The sequence below is a fragment of the Bacillus sp. 95MFCvi2.1 genome, from assembly GCF_000374965.1.
In the GTDB taxonomy this organism is placed as follows: domain Bacteria; phylum Bacillota; class Bacilli; order Bacillales; family Bacillaceae_G; genus Bacillus_A; species Bacillus_A pseudomycoides.
The window spans coordinates 13,372-30,529 of the sequence record NZ_KB895699.1 but is presented as its reverse complement, the minus strand read 5'-3'; the positions used below and the strand labels follow the sequence as shown (position 1 = coordinate 30,529).

General features: G+C 35.2%; 18 protein-coding genes, 3 pseudogenes and 1 riboswitch. Of the genes and pseudogenes, 15 read left to right on the top strand and 6 right to left on the bottom strand.

What is annotated here, in order from left to right; all coding sequences use genetic code 11:
* Nucleotides 1–8 precede the first annotated feature (8 nt).
* Genes C568_RS0114950 through C568_RS0114940 form a run of 3 tightly spaced genes read left to right on the top strand, consistent with a single transcriptional unit; the run spans nucleotide 9 to nucleotide 2,582 of the window.
* On the top strand, nucleotides 9–1,433 hold the full coding sequence (locus tag C568_RS0114950; RefSeq protein ID WP_018781997.1) for a uroporphyrin-III C-methyltransferase: 1,425 nt from the start codon (nucleotides 9–11) through the stop codon (nucleotides 1,431–1,433).
* A complete protein-coding gene (locus C568_RS0114945; protein WP_018781996.1) occupies nucleotides 1,430–2,140 on the top strand; it encodes a sirohydrochlorin chelatase in 711 nt (236 codons plus the stop codon). Before C568_RS0114950 ends, C568_RS0114945 begins: the two co-directional genes overlap by 4 nt.
* Nucleotides 2,133–2,582: a precorrin-2 dehydrogenase gene (locus C568_RS0114940; RefSeq protein WP_018781995.1), complete on the top strand. Its 450-nt coding sequence runs from the start codon at nucleotides 2,133–2,135 to the stop codon at nucleotides 2,580–2,582. The genes C568_RS0114945 and C568_RS0114940 overlap by 8 nt, the downstream gene beginning before the upstream one ends.
* Nucleotides 2,583–2,614: 32 nt before the next feature.
* On the opposite strand, the gene C568_RS30875 is transcribed toward C568_RS0114940, so the two are convergent.
* Nucleotides 2,615–3,055, bottom strand: a complete 441-nt coding sequence (locus C568_RS30875; RefSeq protein WP_006093125.1) for a YitT family protein — start codon at nucleotides 3,053–3,055, stop codon at nucleotides 2,615–2,617.
* 495 nt (nucleotides 3,056–3,550) lie between these two features.
* Between C568_RS30875 and C568_RS33020 the strand changes: the two genes are divergently transcribed.
* Nucleotides 3,551–3,646, top strand: a complete 96-nt coding sequence (locus tag C568_RS33020; RefSeq protein ID WP_018767156.1) for a DUF3948 family protein — start codon at nucleotides 3,551–3,553, stop codon at nucleotides 3,644–3,646.
* A gap of 71 nt (nucleotides 3,647–3,717) precedes the next feature.
* Here the strand turns inward: C568_RS33020 and C568_RS0114915 are convergent, their stop codons facing one another.
* The gene (locus tag C568_RS0114915) at nucleotides 3,718–4,323 is read right to left on the bottom strand and encodes a lysophospholipid acyltransferase family protein (protein WP_026008688.1); all 606 of its coding nucleotides are present in this window, start codon (nucleotides 4,321–4,323) and stop codon (nucleotides 3,718–3,720) included.
* 338 nt (nucleotides 4,324–4,661) lie between these two features.
* Here C568_RS0114915 and C568_RS33015 point away from each other — a divergent pair, with 338 nt between their 5' ends.
* Nucleotides 4,662–4,766, top strand: a complete 105-nt coding sequence (locus C568_RS33015) for a DUF3948 family protein (protein ID WP_016116987.1) — start codon at nucleotides 4,662–4,664, stop codon at nucleotides 4,764–4,766.
* Between the two features lie 63 nt (nucleotides 4,767–4,829).
* Here the strand turns inward: C568_RS33015 and C568_RS0114900 are convergent, their stop codons facing one another.
* Nucleotides 4,830–5,777, bottom strand: coding sequence for a substrate-binding domain-containing protein (locus C568_RS0114900; protein WP_003194491.1), 948 nt, complete (start codon nucleotides 5,775–5,777; stop codon nucleotides 4,830–4,832).
* Nucleotides 5,778–5,909: 132 nt separating this feature from the next.
* Here C568_RS0114900 and modA point away from each other — a divergent pair, with 132 nt between their 5' ends.
* The 7 genes and pseudogenes from modA (at nucleotide 5,910) to C568_RS0114865 (ending at nucleotide 13,127) form a co-directional block, all read left to right on the top strand.
* A complete protein-coding gene (modA, locus tag C568_RS0114895) occupies nucleotides 5,910–6,716 on the top strand; it encodes a molybdate ABC transporter substrate-binding protein (RefSeq protein ID WP_018767158.1) in 807 nt (268 codons plus the stop codon).
* Nucleotides 6,717–6,721: 5 nt separating this feature from the next.
* Complete coding sequence (modB, locus tag C568_RS0114890) at nucleotides 6,722–7,396, top strand: molybdate ABC transporter permease subunit (RefSeq protein ID WP_003194495.1); 675 nt, start codon at nucleotides 6,722–6,724, stop codon at nucleotides 7,394–7,396.
* A 641-nt stretch (nucleotides 7,397–8,037) separates the two neighbouring features.
* A complete protein-coding gene (locus C568_RS0114885) occupies nucleotides 8,038–8,889 on the top strand; it encodes a GRP family sugar transporter (protein ID WP_003194497.1) in 852 nt (283 codons plus the stop codon).
* 361 nt (nucleotides 8,890–9,250) lie between these two features.
* Complete coding sequence (gene proC, locus C568_RS0114880; RefSeq protein WP_018781994.1) at nucleotides 9,251–10,054, top strand: pyrroline-5-carboxylate reductase; 804 nt, start codon at nucleotides 9,251–9,253, stop codon at nucleotides 10,052–10,054.
* Between the two features lie 26 nt (nucleotides 10,055–10,080).
* Nucleotides 10,081–10,232: pseudogene (locus C568_RS34275) on the top strand (aldo/keto reductase); the annotation flags it as partial.
* Nucleotides 10,233–10,427: 195 nt separating this feature from the next.
* Nucleotides 10,428–10,532, top strand: a riboswitch (SAM riboswitch).
* 143 nt (nucleotides 10,533–10,675) lie between these two features.
* Nucleotides 10,676–12,316, top strand: a complete 1,641-nt coding sequence (locus C568_RS0114870) for a peptide ABC transporter substrate-binding protein (RefSeq protein WP_018781993.1) — start codon at nucleotides 10,676–10,678, stop codon at nucleotides 12,314–12,316.
* Nucleotides 12,317–12,659: 343 nt separating this feature from the next.
* Nucleotides 12,660–13,127: a YusW family protein gene (locus C568_RS0114865; protein ID WP_003194504.1), complete on the top strand. Its 468-nt coding sequence runs from the start codon at nucleotides 12,660–12,662 to the stop codon at nucleotides 13,125–13,127.
* Between the two features lie 35 nt (nucleotides 13,128–13,162).
* Here C568_RS0114865 and C568_RS0114860 read toward each other — a convergent pair.
* Nucleotides 13,163–13,366, bottom strand: a pseudogene (locus tag C568_RS0114860) (peptide ABC transporter substrate-binding protein); the annotation flags it as partial.
* A gap of 58 nt (nucleotides 13,367–13,424) precedes the next feature.
* Here C568_RS0114860 and C568_RS0114855 point away from each other — a divergent pair.
* Complete coding sequence (locus C568_RS0114855) at nucleotides 13,425–13,634, top strand: DUF3951 domain-containing protein (RefSeq protein WP_018781992.1); 210 nt, start codon at nucleotides 13,425–13,427, stop codon at nucleotides 13,632–13,634.
* Between the two features lie 17 nt (nucleotides 13,635–13,651).
* Here the strand turns inward: C568_RS0114855 and C568_RS0114850 are convergent, their stop codons facing one another.
* Nucleotides 13,652–14,155, bottom strand: coding sequence for a hypothetical protein (locus C568_RS0114850; RefSeq protein ID WP_018781991.1), 504 nt, complete (start codon nucleotides 14,153–14,155; stop codon nucleotides 13,652–13,654).
* Between the two features lie 285 nt (nucleotides 14,156–14,440).
* Between C568_RS0114850 and C568_RS0114845 the strand changes: the two genes are divergently transcribed.
* Nucleotides 14,441–14,887 (top strand): hypothetical protein, encoded by a 447-nt coding sequence (locus tag C568_RS0114845; RefSeq protein WP_018781990.1) that lies wholly within the window; start codon nucleotides 14,441–14,443, stop codon nucleotides 14,885–14,887.
* A gap of 38 nt (nucleotides 14,888–14,925) precedes the next feature.
* Here the strand turns inward: C568_RS0114845 and C568_RS0114840 are convergent, their stop codons facing one another.
* Nucleotides 14,926–16,122, bottom strand: coding sequence for a multidrug effflux MFS transporter (locus C568_RS0114840; RefSeq protein ID WP_029427325.1), 1,197 nt, complete (start codon nucleotides 16,120–16,122; stop codon nucleotides 14,926–14,928).
* 776 nt (nucleotides 16,123–16,898) lie between these two features.
* Here C568_RS0114840 and C568_RS36120 point away from each other — a divergent pair.
* Nucleotides 16,899–17,158, top strand: a pseudogene (locus tag C568_RS36120) (glucosaminidase domain-containing protein); the annotation flags it as partial.

Below are 17,158 nucleotides of genomic sequence, written 5' to 3'. Positions count from 1 at the left end.
GTGTAGAGATGAACGGATACGTATATTTAGTTGGTGCAGGACCTGGTGATGAAGGACTTATTACTAAAAAAGCAATAGATTGCCTAAAACAAGCAGATGTTGTTTTATATGACCGCTTATTAAATCAAACTTTACTTCGCTATACAAAGCCAACATGCGAACTCGTCTATTGCGGAAAAATGCCAACAAATCATATTATGCGACAAGAAATGATTAACGCTCATTTAATTCAGTCTGCAAAAGAAGGTAAAACGGTCGTCCGCTTAAAAGGCGGAGATCCATCTATTTTTGGTCGCGTTGGTGAAGAAGCAGCCGCTTTAGCAGCAGAAAACATTTTATACGAGATTGTTCCAGGGATTACATCTAGTATTGCCGCTAGTGCATATGCCGGCATCCCTCTTACCCATCGTAATTACAGTAATAGTGTAACTTTGTTAACCGGTCATACAAAAGGCGCAATTAGCGACCAAGTAAATTACAGCTCCCTCTTAAACAGCGATACAATTGCTTTTTACATGGGCGTTAAAAACTTGCCGGTAATTTGCGAGAATTTATTACAAACAGGAAGAAAAAAAGATACACCAGTAGCAGTTATTGAATGGGGTACAACTGGAAAACAACGAGTTGTTACAGGTACACTCTCCACAATCGTGGATGATGTGAAAAAAGAACAGATTTCAAATCCATCGATGACAATTGTTGGTGAAGTGGTGTCCTTACGAAAACAAATTGCCTGGAAAGAACACAAGCCACTACATGGAAAAAAAGTTTTATTTGCCTCTGCAACAAACAAAACAAGTATACTAGCGCAAAAGTTACAAGCAGCGGGCGCAGAAATATATCAAATACCAACTTTCAAAAAACAAAAATATGTATTAACACCTGAGCAGATTAGTGAAATTTTTAATGCTGAGCGCCTTGTTTTCTGCTCAGCTGAAAGTGTAGCAATCTTATTCCAATCATGTGCGCAGCATCAAAAAGATATTCGCTCCTTAAAAGCAACATTGCAGTATATGAATGCCACTACACAGAAGGCACTTATGCAGTATGGGCTTTTAAGCTTACCTGCAACACTTTCCAACGAAACAACTGTTTATTTAGGTCGAAACATTAATCGAATTGCCGCCATTCAGGAAAAAATAGGTGCTGGCTCTTATATCATGACACACGAATATACAATTGATCATCGTTTTGATGAAGTTCATTCACGCACACTGACTGAATTCACATGGGATAGCATTGTATTTGAAGGACGTGCTGCAATCGATACGTTTATCACAGAAGTAAACCGCCTTGGCTTCACAGATATTCTGAATTTACCATTCTCCTATATCGATGAACCAACTTTACAATATGCCAATAAAGTTGGACTTCATCACATTGATTATCAATTACAAGCTATCATCAATGAGAAAGAGGTGCTTACACAATGAAAGGCATCGTTTATATTGGACACGGTAGCAGATTACAAGAAGGCAATAAACAGTTCATTCACTTTGTTCAGTCTGTTATAAACGAGCGAAGTGAAAATATCCAAAAAATTGGATTTCTCGAACTAACAACACCGACTGTTCAAGATGCGATTGTAGAAGCAATCACTGAAGGTGCAACTGAGATTTTAATTGTCCCTGTTTTATTATTTGCAGCGGCCCATTATAAACGTGATGTTCCTTTTGAAATTGAGAAAATAAAAAAGCACTATCCACACATTACATTTTCAGTTATACCACCTTTTAGTACACATCCGCTTATGATCGAACTTGTCATAAAACGAATACGTGAAGCTATGCCAATGCCAAATAGTGAAATCTTACTTGTTGGCCGTGGTAGCAGTGATTCTCAGCCTATACATGAATTAAGACAAATTGGGGCAGCTGCCCAGCAAAGACTCTGCTTGCCGGTTTCCTGCTCCTTTTTAACAAAAGGAACACCTTCTTTTACTGATGAACTCAATGAAAAGTCATCGCACGCAAGGCATGTATATGTCATGCCTTATCTTCTCTTCACTGGGTTATTACTTCAGAAAATAAATCGGCATGCAAAAAAATATGCTAACGTTACAACTTGTAATTGTCTTCAATTTGATTCCTACATGAAATCTGCTTTATTAGAGCGAATGGAGGAATATGTACATGTATAACATTTATCCAATTATGTGTAATCTCCAAGGCAAAACGGTTGTGATCATCGGTGGTGGAAAAATTGCATATCGAAAGGCAGCTGGTTTAAAGAATACAGGAGCTCGTGTCACGATTGTGAGCCCGTATATTTGTGAAGAAATGGAGAATCTCACCTATATTACATGGAAGGAAAAAATGTTTACAGAAGAAGATATTAAAGATGCTCATCTCATCTATGCTGCAACAAATCATCATGATGTAAATATGATGGTCAAACAAGCTGCACATGATTTTCAATGGGTTAATATCGTAAGTGATGGCACAGAGTCATCCTTTCATACACCTGCAATCATTCGAAATGACGAATATGTTATAAGCATATCAACTTCTGGTAAAAATCCATCCTTTGCAAAACGAATAAAAGAAAAACTAATGAAGATCCTTCCCCAAATTATAAAATAAAAAAAGATGAACGAATCCCCTCGTTCATCTTTTTAGCTTGCTTTAAAACCACCGCCAAGTACATCTCGTACATCGTGAATAACAACAAATGCATCTTCATCTACATTACTGATTACTTGTTTTAATTTTACAAGCTCTTGCTTATTAATTACGACATATAGTACTTCTTTATTTTTTCCAGTATAACCACCGCGACCTTCTAAAACAGTAACACCCCGTGTCATATGTTTCGTAATCGTTTCACGAATTAAATCTGGTTGACTAGATATAATCGTAACTGCTGTTTTCGTATTAATTCCTTCTACAATAAAGTCGATTACTTTTGCTCCGATAAATACTGCAACGAGCGTATACATTGCTTTTTCTTGCCCAATAATGAATACCGATCCTACAATTACAACAATATCAATAAAAGACAAGATTTGTTCATCAGGCTCTACATACTTTCTCACATTCAATAATAGTTCATCCATCAATACTCCTCCAAATTCTATTCACTGTCGTAACACTTGAAAAGAATCCCTGGATTACTACATAACCGGTATAATTCAGTTATAAAGTATGAAACGCGTTTCCAGTCAAAAAAAATTCTCAAAAAAATCCGCTATGTAATGGCACATAACGGACACACCTGCTAGCTTTGCGATATCTCTAATATTTGTCATGTGCTCACCTCTTTCTTTAACGTACGAATTTCATAATCCCTTGTCAAATATTTATATCCTTACATAGATGTTCAGTTTCCTTACAAAAGTGTAATCCTCCTGTAAGCTAATTCGATAGTGACTTCCCTCTATATTTCGTACAATTAGGTCAGAAAGTAACAACAACCATTCGAAAAGGAGCGAATACGCATGATGAACAAAATAAAAATAAATAAACTCGTAAATACAATGAGCATGGTGTTATCCGCTCTTGTCGATGCAAAATCAGTTGCTCATTCATTAAATAAGTAAGGAGAGAGTATGATGAACAATATTACTTTTAACAAATTAGATTTTATCGGATTAGCTAGCGGCTCAGCTCTTCTTACAGCTTTCATTTATGCTGCTACGCTTCTATAATTTTGTGTCCCCTTTCCCCTTTATATAGATAGTAATAGAAAAGGCGACCGTCTATGCCCGGTCGTCTTTTCCTATTTTTTATTTTGTTGTAATGTCTCTGTTAATTCTTCAAACATTGTATTTAATTGATCCGTCATCATTTTCATAGCCGTTTTTCGATCCACTGTCTCTCCCGCTTCAACTTGAATCGGATTACCAAAAATTAATTGTGCTCTTTTCCCCTTAATTAATTCTTTTACACTTGATGGCCCAACATAAGCTGCTGGTACTAAAGGAACATTAGAACGCATTGCAATCGTAACAGCTCCTGCTTTTAAAGAAACATCCTCTGTCGATCTCGTTCCACTTGGAAAAATCCCTACTACTTTCCCATCTTTTAATAAACGGGATGGAATTTTCAATGTACTTGGCCCTGGATTTGCGCGATCTACCGGAAAAGCATTTACATTCTTAAAGAACCAATTTGTAAATTTACTTTCAAACAGTTCCTTTTTGGCCATATAATGAATTTCCGTTGGGTACATCCCAGCTGCCAGCATTAAAACATCCATAAAACTCGTATGCGTACAAGCAATAACATACGGCCCACCTTCAGGTAATTTTTCTTTTCCTTGAACCTCCACTTTTCCAAGCGTTTTAAATATATATTTCAACAAAAATGTAATTAGCTTATACATTCGTTTCGTTCCTTTCTCAATATCCAAAGTTTAATTATATCCTTACAATAATTATAACACTAAGTTTTAGTAGTTGGTAATAAAATTAAGTGACAATTTTCAAAAATTAATTCTTACAAAGGTGTAATCTTGCTGTAAGCTAATTCGATAGTTACTCCTGGTCGTATTTCATATAATTAAGACAGAAACAAGGGCAACAACAATTCGGAAAGGGGCGGATACGGATGATGAACAAAATGAAAACAAATAAATTTGTAAATACAATGAGTATGGTGTTATCCGCTCTTGTCGATGCAAAAGCGGTTGCTACTACATTAAACAAATAAGGAGAGATAACTATGAACAACATTACTTTTAACAAATTAGACTTTATCGGACTTGCAAGCGGCGCAGCTCTTCTTACAGCATTTATTTACGCACTTGCTCAAGGTCTTGTCCTATAAACTTGTTTCCCCTAACCCCTTTATATAGAGAAAAAGCTGCTCGTCCATAGACAAGCAGCTTTTTCAATTTGTTTCATATATAATTTGACCTGTTTTACTTATATCGTACCCACCAATTGCTCGTAGTTCATTTTGAAATTCTGTCGATTGCAGTATTTCTTTTACTGCTTCAATAAGTTGTTCATTTTCTTTATTTTTTAAGATTACTAAGTCATATTGTTCTTCCATAAGTGGAATAAAATCTACATTCACAATTTGTGCTACCTTTTCTGTTCCTATGCCGACATCGGCTTTCCTATTAGCAATTTGAGAGGCAACACCAAGATGATTAGACTCTTCCCAATTATATCCTCGAATATTTGCTTTATCTACATTTTGAATTCTCACCTGTTCATCTACTAGTACACGAATTCCCGATCCTTTTTCACGATTCACAAATTGAATCGATGAACGACTCAAGTCAGCCCACTTTTGTATTCCTTTTGGATTTCCTTCTTGGACATAAAACCCAACATTTCTCGCTAATAAGTTCATCACAATACATGGCTGTCCAACTAAAATTCGTTTTACATATGGGATGTTATATTCTCCTGTATCTCCATCAAACAAATGTAAACTAACGATACTTCCTTCTCCTTGAGACATTTTAATTAAACTCATTAAACTCCCCTGATAAGCCCGGAGCATACTAGAGCCTGTTAAAAATCTTTCAAGATGTTTCGCTAGCATATCTAATGTTAACTCTTGTCCACTAATTACACAGGAAGATTCTCTATTCTTCTCCTTTAGTTTCATAGAAGCAGTTTGTACTTTCCCTGTTTTCATTTGCTTAATATATTGTTCTAAGTCCACTGCATCGATGCGCATTTGTCTACCAACTCTGTAGGAAGGTAGTTCACCCTTTTTAATTAAATCATACACTGTTAACTTTGAGACTTTTAATCGATTTGCTACTTCTTCCGTTGTGTAGGAATGATGATCCATAGACGATTCCTCACTTTCTCTTTTCATTGTAACAAAGAAAGAAAATTTCTCCTATTTTTTCAAAAAGTGATTTATTTCACATTATATTTAATTATATCTATTTATAATTAAATATAATTAGTTATAATTAATATGGTGAAAAGAAAGGGGATTATATTTATGAACAGATTTACATTACGGTACATTGGGGTATTCATGCTTTCTTTCCTTCTTATATTTAGCTCGGCTTGCACAAGTGGAGAAAAAAAAGAAAAAACGACTGCTAAAGAAGAAAAGACAGTTGAACTTACGATATCTGCAGCTGCAAGTTTACAGGATGCTTTCAAAGAAATTGAAAAACAATATAAACAGAAAGAACCAAACATAAAGCTTTCCTTTAACTTTGGTGGTTCTGGTGCACTTCAGCAGCAAATTGAACAAGGGGCTCCTGCTGATATCTTCTTCTCTGCAGCAGAAGATAAATTTCAAACGCTTGTAAAAAAAGGATTTATTAATGAAAAAGAGGGGAAAAATCTTCTTGGAAATGAACTTGTTTTAGTCGTTCCAAAGGAAAGTTCCATTAAAACATTTCAAGAGTTAAAAGAAGAAAAAGTGAAGAAACTAGCAATTGGTACACCTGAATCTGTACCAGCCGGAAAATATGCAAAAGCTTCACTTACGCATGAAAATCTATGGAATGACCTCCAAAACAAAATTGTATTTACAAAAGACGTCCGCCAAGTGTTAACATATGTAGAAACAGGAAATGTAGATGCTGGAATTGTATACAAAACAGATGCTCTCATTTCAGACAAAGTAAAAATTGCAAATGCAGCACCAACTAATTCTCATGAACCGATCCACTATCCAGCAGGGGTTATAAAAGAATCCAAGCATAAGAAAGAGGCGACTTCATTCTATGAATATTTACAGTCAAAAGAGGCACAATCTATCTTTAAAAAATATGGATTTACAATTCTATCTTAACTACCATGGCATTTGATGCACTTTGGCCGCCTATTTTTCTTTCCTTACGAGTAGCTGCACTCGCCACCATTATTGTTATGATTTTCGGCACAATTATTGGACGAGTATTAGCTCGCTCCTCGTGGCGCTATAAAGTGTTATTAGAAACCATTTTTCTATTACCGATGGTGCTCCCGCCAACTGTTATTGGGTTCTTTCTCATTATTATTTTTGGGAATAACAGCCCAGTTGGTAAGTGGATTGAATCATTATTTCAACACTCTATTATGTTTACATCATGGGCTGCTGTCATCGCTTCAACAGTCGTTTCATTCCCACTTATGTATCAATCGGCCAAGACAGGTTTTTCTATTGCAAACGAGCAAATTGAAGACGGTGCCCGTGATCTTGGGGCCAGTGAATACCAAGTCTTCTTACATGTCACATTGCCGCTTGCATTCCCCGCACTACTTAGTGGAATGATATTAAGCTTTGTACGTGCACTTGGTGAATTTGGAGCAACACTTATGTTTGCTGGTAACATTCCAGGAAAAACACAAACAATTCCTACAGCCATTTATATGGCGATTGACGCAAGTAACATGCAGCTCGCCTGGACGCTTGTTATCATAACAGTCGGTATGTCACTCCTATTCTTATTGTGCATCCAGCTAATTAATAAAAGAATTACTACTTCTTAAAGCGGCTTTCGACAAAAGCTGCTTTTTTATTTCCCGAAAAATAAATTGTTTTGTAGAATGAAACAATTTATCCTGCTGTTCGAGTGCTGTAAAACCCCATTGATTAAAGTTTCACTTTATCCCAACCTTACAAAATTGTAATCCTATTGTAAGCTAATTCGATAGTTACTATTTCCCACATTCCATATAATTAAGTTATAAAGTAAAGCCAATGGGAAGTAGATTGTCCCCCTCTCCCCATTTCTTAAAAAGAGCTAAGTAACTTTATTCCCCCCATCCCCATTTAAAAAAGACCTCAATTTGAGGTCTTTTTTTATTTTGATAAAATAAAACTTTGATTAGCTCCTGCTGACTTTTGAGATAAGGTCTTACTAAGCTTAAAAAACGAGATTAAATAACAGAATTTTAATTTTTGTAGAAATATACATTCTATTTGAATTTACTTTCTAAAATAGGTACTTTCCTGTTATTATATTTAGGTATTTGAAAAAAATGAAGAAATGAAACCGCATTTATATCGTAAATTCTTCATCCTGTTTTAACAATCGGTAATCTTCCACTTTCTAAGTGGGAAATTACCGATCGTTAAAACGAAATTAAATTAAATTATATTGATATAGAAAAGTGAAGGGAGTCTTGTAATGGACATTTTATTAGCGCTTCTTCCTGCAATTGCATGGGGAAACGTCTTATTAGTAAGCGTAAAAATGGGCGGCGGTGCATATAGCCAAACATTAGGTATGACAATTGGTGCCTTATTCTTTGCAACAATTATGTATATATTTACTCAACCGGCTTTAACTATGACAATCTTAATCGTCGGTTTTATTTCAGGTCTATTCTGGGCTTTAGGACAAGCAAACCAATTAAAAACTGTTGAAAAGCTAGGTGTTTCAACAACTGTAACCATTTCAACTGGGATGCAACTTGTTGCGACTTCTATCTTTGGCGTTATCGCTTTCCATGAGTGGACTACTACTACTACGATTATTATGGGAACGATTGCAATCCTTTTAATTGTAATTGGTGTTGTCTTTACTTCACTAGATGATAAAGAAAATGCACAGCCACCGGGACAACTGAAAAAAGGGCTTTTAACTTTAATTGTTTCTACTTTTGGTTACCTTGTATATGTAATTATCATTCGTTGGTACAATATCGATGGTTGGTCTGCTATTTTACCGCAAGCAGTCGGTATGTTTGTTGGTGCAGTGGTACTGACATCTAAATATAAACCGTTTAACAAATATGCAGTTCGTAACATATTATCTGGTTTACTATGGGGAACAGGAAACTTATTCTTACTTCTTTCCTTACCACGAGTTGGAGTAGCAACAAGCTTCCCATTATCTCAAACTGGCATCGTTATCTCTACATTCGGTGCGATTGTCTTCTTAGGAGAAAAGAAAACGAAACGCCAAATGGGATTTATTGCACTAGGTAGTGTCCTAATTATCGGCGGTGCTGTTTTACTTGGTATGACAAAGGCATAATTACACAATCTATTACTAAACCCTCTGAAGCATACATGCTTCAGAGGGTTTTCTATTCCTTAATCACTTTTCTTTCCAATCTATCTGTGTAATTTGATCTTTAGACATTTAAGTTACCGCTATGACAAACAAAAGGGGACTTTCACTTGTTTTCTCTCTGCTTTAGCTTGGCAATCTATCCGCTTTTAAACATGACCAGATGCTCTCTTACCAACCTATCAATAGCTAAATTACTATAAAAGTTAATATGGCATATACTAATCCTTATAGCAAATTCATATAAGTCTTTTCTTTTTACAAAGATCTCTCAAAGATGTTATCGTTTTTTATACCCTATTCTAATCAGGAAGGAATAAAAGATATGCTAAAGAAACATAGAATTTTATTTATTGGTGCTGGCCGTATGGCAGAAGCAATCTTTGCTGGACTTCTCAAAACAAGTAACGAACACATTGAAAAAATTATCGTATCCAATCGAAGTAACATAGAAAAGCTTAAACAATTAGAGAAAAAATATAATATCTCCATTACGAGTGATTGGACTCAACATATCAAAACTGTTGATACCATTGTTTTAGCGATGCCACCAGCTGCACATGAACAATTATTAGCAGCGTTATCTCCTCTTCTAACCAATCAATTTGTTGTAACGGTTGCTGCCGGGATTGGTCCATCTTACTTAGAAGAAAAACTTCCTCAAGGTACACCTGTTGCCTGGATTATGCCAAATACAGCTGCGACAATTGGAAAGTCTATTTCTCTATATACAATGGGACAGTTCGTAAATGCTGAACATCAAGAAACTTTACAACTACTCTTAAAGGGGATTGGTACAGCACAGCTATGCACGGAAGAAGAAGTTCATCAGCTGACCGCTGTTACTGGAAGTGCACCTGCCTTCCTTTACCATTTTGCTGAAGGTTTAATTGAAACAACAAAAAGCTATGGAATCGATGAAGCAACAGCAAAACATCTTGTTATCCAAATGATTGCTGGTTCTGCTGCTATGCTTGAGCAAGAACAGGATCCAGCTATGCTTCGTGAACAAGTGACAACACCAGGTGGTTCAACTGCAGAAGGTTTAAAAGTTCTATATGAAAATAATTTTTCGAAGATTATTTATCAAGCAATTGAAGCAACCAATAAAAAAGCTAGAGGGAATTAATATGAAATTCACAAGCTTACACAACATTACATAACGGTGTAAACGCCTTGGTTTGGCTTAGGTGTTTTTTAAAGTTGAAGATGGCACAGAAGTAATTGATTCTGTAAAAGCAGCTATTAAAAATGGATACCGCAGCATCGATACAGCGGCAATATACAAAAATGAAGATGGCGTTGGTCCAGACCCTGATAATTTTGATTTTTAAAAACGAGAGTCACTGTGCAATTGCACAGTGCTCTTTCTTTTTATATCCCTATTTAATAGACTGAAAATTTAAACTACGTTTCATTTCATTGACAGTTCATTTATCCGGGTGTAAGATTTTGAATAATCAAAGAAACAAAAAAATTAATACAAATTACTATGTTTACTCATTGTATCAAGAGAGGTGGAGGGACTGGCCCTTTGAAACCTCGGCAACAGGTTCACTTTGAATACTGTGCCACTTCCTGCAAGCATTATGCTTGAAAGATAGAATGAGGGACTTCGTTTATATACAGGTACATGCCTTGTAAACAAAAATCCCTCTTTCTCGATAAGAAAAGAGGGATTTTTTCTTTCCCTCAAAGTTGTTCATTAACTATTTTTTTAATACCCAAACAATTTAGGGAGGAATTTTACATGAAAAAGAAATTTGTACCTGCTGTCGCATCTGTTTTAGGAGCAAGTATTTTATTAACAGGATGCGGTAGCTATAAAGACGATGCAAGCGGAGCAAAAGCAAAAGATAAAGCACCTGATAAACAAGTATTGAACTTAGCTGCTGGTACAGAAATCCGCACAATGGATACTGCACGCGCTACAGATACTGACTCTGGTCAAGTAATGAGAAACGTATTTGAAGGTCTATATAACCTTGGTGAAGGAAACAAACCTGTGCCTGGTGTTGCAAAGTCTCATGAAGTGAGTCCGGATAAAACAAAATATACATTCCATTTACGAGATTCCAAATGGTCAAATGGTACACCCGTAACAGCGAAGGACTTCGTCTTTGCTTGGCAACGTGCAGTTGATTCAGCAACAGCTTCTGAATATGCCTTTTTATTCTTTGATATAAAAAATGCAAAAAAGATTAATAGTAAAGAGCTTTCGGCTGATCAACTTGGTGTAAAAGCAATCGACGACCACACTTTTGAAGTTGAATTAGAGCGTCCAGTTCCATACTTCATTAGCTTAACGGCATTCCCAACATTTTTACCGATTAATGAAGAATTCTTTAAATCACAAGGTGATAAATATGCATTAGAAGATAATAAGCTTATCTATAATGGAGCCTTTACATTAAGTGATTGGAAACATGAACAAAGCTTTAAGTTTAAGAAAAATACCAACTATTGGGATAAGGATAATGTGAAACTTGAAGAAATTAATTTTAATATCGTCAAAGATCATTCAACAGCCGTTAATTTATATGAATCAAAACAAATCGATCGACTTACTTTAACATCTGATCTTGTTGATAAATATCGCAAAGATAGTAACTTTAAAGAACGACCAGATGTTGGTGTACAATTCGTACGAATGAATCAAAAAAATAAAACGTTACAAAATGTAAATATCCGCCAAGCTATCGATAAATCGATAGATAAAAAGGCATTTGTAAATGTTCTCTTAAATGATGGCTCTCTTCCTTCTTATTCTCTAGTTCCAAAAAACTTTGCAAAGGGACCAACTGGAAAAGATTTCCGTGAGGAGAATGGCAATTTAACGAAAGAAAATACAAAAGATGCTCAAAAATTCTGGAAGCAAGCAAAACAAGAATTAGGTTCTGATAAAATTTCAATTGAATTATTAACAAGCGATAATGACCTTTCGAAAAAAACTGGTGAATATTTAAAAGAACAACTAGAGAAAAATCTAGAAGGCTTAACAATTAACTTGAAGCCTCAACCACGTAAACAACAAGTCACATTATTGCTACAAGGAAATTATGATATTGCTGTTGATGGCTGGAGCCCTGATTTTGCTGACCCGATTACATTCTTAGAATTATTTACAACTGATAACTCATACAACTTAGATCACTATTCTAATAAAGAATTTGATGATTTAATCCAAAAAGCAAAAACTGATTTTGCTGGTGATGAAAAAGCACGTTGGGAAGCTTTAAAACAGGCAGAAAAAATCTTATTTAAAGATGCTGTTATCTCTCCTCTCTATCAAAATGGAACAACATACTTAGAACGTTCTTATGTAAAAGGAATAGTTGAAGTTGATTTTGCAGGACCACTTAACTTCAAATGGGCAAAGGTTGAGAATTAATCTCGCCTTATAGAAGTTAATTTTAACGAAAGCTTCGATTACAAGAGAAAAAGGGTATCCTCCAAAAGGATGCCCTTTTTCTTTATGCTTCTTTTACTAAATGCCTCTTTCCCTTTAATACAGATAATAGTCCTACAGCGATTAAAGCTAAAATTTGTGTAATAACAATTATAAATAATAGAGAGATAATATTTTCCTTTAAATTTCCACCACCAAATATTATTGTATAATAACCATTTGCAGCGTACGTTTCGGGAAATAATTTATTTCGAGCACATACATAATTACATGAAATTGGGAAAAACTTGTATGGAAGGAACGATACACTAAGGAGGAATATATTATGAGAATTTTACTTTCAGTTTTATTAGCACTTATGCTAGTACCTGCGCTAACAGGTTGTACTGCACCAAAAAAGGAAACTCCAACTTCTGATAAGAAAACAACGGACGAAGCTAAAAATGAAGCACCTCAAGATTTAAAACTTAACTTTAACGAATTTCACTTAAATGCAGACTACCAAGATACGAAGAAAGATTATGAAGCGGAGTACAAAAGTAAAGGTGCAGACAAAAAGATGGAAGGAAAGATTGAGGATCACAAGACAGATGTAAAGCTAACGAGTGACAAAGCTATTGCCAAACTAAGTCCACTTCTACAAAAGTTAACATTTGATAAAAATACACCTGATCAAGAAGTAATTGATCAAGTGGTAGACGTATTCCAACTTGATAAAGACTACCAAAAATTCGACTTAGAAGTTGTGTTCTCAGATGGAACGAAGAAAGAGTATAAGAAGGAAGTAAAATAAAGAAGTAGGCAAATGCCTACTTCTTTATTTTTTGCTTACTTTTTCGCATGTCGTAAGCTTGGCTCAGAACTAATCATATACTCTAAACCAGATACGGATAATTTTTGCAAATAAGAATCTGTCGGGAACATAATCGGAATTAAAGGATATTCTGTAAACATAATATCTTCTTCTTTCATACCTTCTTCTAACAACGCTTTTGCAGCAGTTGGATTATATTTAAAGTAATTCCCTTTTTTGTTTTATGCTAAGGTAAAGGACAAATAAAATCCTCTCTATGTAGAAAGGAGAGCTACGATGGATCCATTACTTATGGCAGTTATAGGATTACCATTAACAATCGTAATATTAGTTATCATAGGCTTCTATAAATTATTTATAAAAAAGAAAAATATAACTTCCTTTTATACTCCATTCGATAACATTACTGGGCAAACAATTTCAGAATTTCATGAAGAGCAAAAAGTCTTAGTAGCTGAAGATGAGGACGGGAAAAAGAAAAAATAACCTTGCGCATTGCAAGGTTATTTTTGTGCTTCTTTTTGAAAGCGTTTATAGTACGTTGAAGCTGTTGAAAAATGAACTTCTATATCACGAATTAACGCCGAATCTTCATCTTTCGCTAATTTCTCTAACTTTTTCATTGCTTGTTCTGTCTCATTTAAGAAGCCAACATATAGCTCATGTTCTTGTTCTTTTGACTTCGGTACACGAATTTCTTTGCGCATATGATCGATATCCGTTAACATACTCGTGGTTACTTTTTGTACATCTTCTTTAAACTTAGGATATACTAGTGCCTTCCCCCCTTTTTCCTTCGCTTCTTCCCATAATTTTACTGCTTCATTTAACTCTTTGTTCATTTTCTCATCATACTTATTATGCACATCACGATATACTCTCATATCTTCTTTCTGCTCTGCCGATTGTTCTACTTTTTCTTTCGGTTCTTTTGTATCCTTATCTCCATTACACCCTGCTAAAAGAAGCATTCCTCCAAGCAAGACAATACTCCACACTTTCTTCATCTCTTACTCTCCTTTTGTCTACATCTACTACTTATCTCCACTTGCTATTATAACGAGAACCATTCAAACTTTACACTTATGACCGTACTTTTATACACATATCACCATTTTTGTCACAGTATCGTCACTTTATACGCCCAGAATCTTCACAGCTCTTCTTCTACACCTTACAAAACTGTAAGCACACATCTGGAACATAGCATGCTAGACTTACATATGAATGAAACATTCCTACCTAAGGTTGCATTATCCATTTATTTAGAAAAAAGGAGGCCAACAATATATATGTACAACAAAATGATGTTTATGGAAGAAGAACTTTCCGTTCTTATTCGTAAAAGATCACTCCATATCAAAAATACAGAAAGTCTTCGCCGCGTATTAAAGAAGAGAACCGCTCCACTTAGACTTGCCCGTTACTTAAAACAAGTGCATATAGACAAATACAACACCGCCCTAAACATATCTGATGAATCACTAACAATTGAAATCATCGGGCATGTCTATATCGGAAATTTTGCAGATATTTTAAAAGCTATTCCTCGTATACCAAAAATTGCTCCGATAATTGTAGAAAGAGCTTATAGAATTACGAACCATACAGATATTATTGACTGCGGTGAAAAAGAGGTTGATTCAAATCGATGGGTTTGGGATAAATTAGCTATTTTATACGATGCAATCATGAATAATATGTATGAGCTGCTCCAAGAAAATAACAAAAAGAGCTAATTCAAAATATACTTTGAATTAGCTCTTTTTTAGTATTCTTATGCCTCTATATCCTGCTTTTCCCGAAGTACAAACTGTCTTTCACTGCGCTTTGCCATAAAGATATAACATAAAACCGCTCCCACTTCACATAGGGCAATCACAATTCCCATAGGAAGTGCTGTGTTACTACCTCCAATCCCAACTAAAGGCGCAACAAGCGCTCCAGAAATGAACTGTAGTAGACCAAGTAAAGCTGATGCTGTTCCTGCAGCTTGTTTTTGATTTCTCATTGCTAGTGAAAAACCTGTTGTCGATACAACCCCAACACTTGATACAACAAGAAATAACGAACATAAAACACCAATCAACCCTGCTCCTAGTACAATCATAAGAAGTAAAGAAAGACCACCAACAGCTGCAATTCCGACGCCCATTACAAATAATGTTGTCTCATTTACTTTCCCCGCTAAACGTCCAGTAATTTGGCTAGCAATAATAATCCCAATACCATTAATCGCAAAGAATAAACTAAATGCTTGCGGTGATGCCCCGTATATATTTTGCAACACAAACGGAGAGCCCGAAATATAAGCAAACATTGCTGCTGACACTAAGCCTTGTGACAAAGCATACCCCATAAATAAGCGATCTTTCAGCAAATTCCCATATGTCGCTAATGTTCCTGCTAAACCACCTGTTTCTCTCTCCTCAAGAGGCAATGTCTCACGCAATACAAAAATAGCGGATACTAACATAAATACACTTATCACTCCAAGAACGATAAAGACCCCGCGCCATGATGTAAACTGTAACAATTGTCCTCCAATAATTGGAGCCAAAATAGGCGCTGCTCCGTTTACTAACATAAGCAGTGAGAAAAACTTTGTCATCTCCGAACCTGCGTACATATCACGTACCATAGCACGTGATATAACAATACCTGCTGAGCCTGAAGCTCCTTGTAAGAAACGTAAAAGAACTAAACTCCAAATAGATGGTGCAACGGCACACAATAAAGAAGATGCAACATAGATAATAAGAGCAATAATAAGCGGTTTGCGCCGTCCATAAATATCACTAATTGAACCAACAAATAATTGTCCAACCGAAAGCCCTAGTAAGCAAGCTGTTAAAGTAAGCTGAGCAAGAGAAGCATTCGTTTGTAAATCATCCGTTAATTTTGGTAACGAGGGCAAGTACATATCAATGGACAATGGCCCAATTGCTGTGAGTGTCCCTAATACAAGAATCATCCATAACCTGTTTACTCTTACAGGTTTATATACATCGTGATTACTTTCATTCACTTACATCATTCACCCTTTCCATTATAAAATCCGAATCGTAACAATTATAGTTACACCTCTAAAGATACGTCAAGTATATCGTACTTTCCTTTATAACGAAATGAAAAAATCCTTAACTGAATACCCACATTCAACGGAGACGGATCTTCTCTATTTATGATATGTAACTTCATTCAGATTCCTAATACTAGATTTAGAAGCCCTTCATCATATTATAGTATCTCAGATAAACTCCACCTCAATATTTTTAATACATGATTTAATAACCCTGCTCCAAAGGCTAATAATTTCAATACTTCGATTTCTTCCACTAGGACAGTAATAAGTACATAACAGTTACTTTCAATATCAAAATTGGTTATTATACTAGCAAATTCGTCCTTTCTTCGGATAGTTTGATGGTATCATTTTTCCAAGAAAACGAATTTTTTTATGCATCTATTTTTGAATATGTATGAATTTTACAACAACCTCAAAATGAAAAATTGACTGTATAAGTCAACTTTTTCTAGTTCTATGCTCGTCTCTCAATCACTGTTCCTTTTCACTTCTATTTACATTCCACTTTACTAACAATTATATGAAACTACTCATATAAAATTATTTTAACAGTAATTTATTAGACTTTTATGATATTTGTTTGTTTTTTCCTCCTCCCTTGTTACAATAGTACTTTGGTTAATATGAAACTAACAAACTACTAAAAGGAGTATTATTAAGAAATGTTAAAAAAAGCTGCATCAATTATCTTAGCATCAAGCATACTTTTTATTCCTATAAAAGGGATGGCTGAAACTGTATCAACTTACAATACAGCAATTAAAACAAATGAAACTGTAAAAAAAGGATGGTTACAAAACAATAATAATTGGTATTTCTTAAATTCAAGCGGAGTCATGCAAACAGGATGGCTTTTTGATAGCGGGGCTTGGTATTACCTAAACTCTAATGGCGCTATGAAAACAGGGTGGCTTTTCGATAA